Origin of the sequence: Arthrobacter sp. I3 (assembly GCF_000520575.1) — a bacterium.
Taxonomy (GTDB): domain Bacteria; phylum Actinomycetota; class Actinomycetes; order Actinomycetales; family Micrococcaceae; genus Arthrobacter; species Arthrobacter humicola_A.
In genome coordinates this window covers 68,491-69,835 of sequence record NZ_KI914908.1, presented here as the reverse complement: position 1 = coordinate 69,835, position 1,345 = coordinate 68,491, and the positions used below count along the sequence as shown (strand labels likewise).

The window sequence follows — 1,345 nt, the reverse complement described above, 5'->3', positions numbered from 1 at the left end:
GCCGTCCGCCACAGCCTGCGCCGGATGAACCAGGGGCTGGAACCGGACGAACTCAGCACGGCCCTGCTGGCATCCTGCGGGGTGGATGACCCGAACAAGCTGATCGCCATGTTCCACTCGCCCGAGACCGGGCGCCGGTTCTGGGCCCAGCGGGCCCGGCTCGTGGTGGAGGCTGCAGACGCCGGCCATGCGCCGAGCCGGGCCCTCATGGAGCAAGCCGGGCGCGACCTCGCCGACCTCGCCGCGCAGACCGTCAGGCAGCTCGGCATCGAGGGACCCGTCATCCTGGGCGGCGGGCTCGGCATGAACGTGCCGCGGTTGCAGGAGTCGTTCCGCGCAGCCCTGGCCGCCGCGGGGATCACCGATGTCCGGGTCCTGGCGCAGGAGCCGGTCTTCGGGGTGCTGCAGCTGGTGGCGGAACAGGAGTAGGCGGGGGCAATCCGCCGGCCACTACGCTGGGGGGATGAGCATGCAATTCGACACCCGGCCCGCCGCTTACGCCGTCATCATCCGTGACGCCGGGATCCTCCTGGCGTACTGGAAGCAGGACGGCCGCGAGGGCTGGACGCTGCCCGGCGGCGGCCTGGACCTGGCCGAACACCCGGTTGACGGGTGCCGCCGCGAGATCCACGAGGAAACCGGTTACGACGCCGAGGTCGGCGCCATGCTGGGGATCGACGTCGGGCACTGGCCGTCCGAAGTCCGGCTCGACGGCGGCGTGCGGGACTTCCAGTCGCTCCGGCTGGTCTACGAGGCGACGATCACGGGCGGGGAATTGCGTCACGAAGTGAACGGCAGCACCACCCACGCGGCCTGGATTCCGCTGGATGAGGTGGCGCAGCTGAACCGGGTCTCGCTCGTGGATGCCGGGCTGCGTCTGTACCGTGAGCGGCCGCTGAACGGAAAACTTTCCGGCTAAACCGCTGGCCACGCACGGGCACCATGGCTATCCTGTAGAAACCGCCGGCCGCAGCAGGCCGGCAATCGACGGGGAGGTGGAAGCAATGAATGCGATATTTCTGAGCGCGCAGCGCACCGATACACGCCATGTCATTATTCCTGCCCTGTCCCACGGCGCAGCCTAGCCATCGAGCGCTAGTCTCCGCGCGCGGCATCCAAACCGCCGCAGCCCGCAATGCGCCGCACCACGGGGCCCCACCAAAGGGTTTTCGTTGACCATTTATCCTGCATCCCGGGGCGCCGGCAGCGCCCTCATTACTAATTCATCCGAACCTCATTCATCCGAACCTCATTCATCTGTGCCTCATACGTCCGGGCCCTCCGATGAGGCTGGCCCCGAAGGTCCTGTCCTCTACGGCTACACGGCCGGCGTCGCCGAGCGGTT

1 protein-coding gene and 1 pseudogene are annotated in these 1,345 nt (G+C 68.3%); both read left to right on the top strand.

Annotation, left to right across the window (positions count from 1 at the left end; genetic code table 11):
- Window positions 1-429: pseudogene (locus tag Y706_RS27810) on the top strand (ATPase); the annotation flags it as partial.
- 34 nt (window positions 430-463) lie between these two features.
- Complete coding sequence (locus Y706_RS0105035; protein WP_028275721.1) at window positions 464-919, top strand: NUDIX hydrolase; 456 nt, start codon at window positions 464-466, stop codon at window positions 917-919.
- Window positions 920-1,345: the final 426 nt, after the last annotated feature.

What these genes read in the sequence shown, in the direction of transcription:
- Y706_RS0105035 (WP_028275721.1), top strand. Translation starts at nt 464, where the DNA reads ATGAGCATGCAATTCGACACCCGGCCCGCCGCTTACGCCGTCATCATC.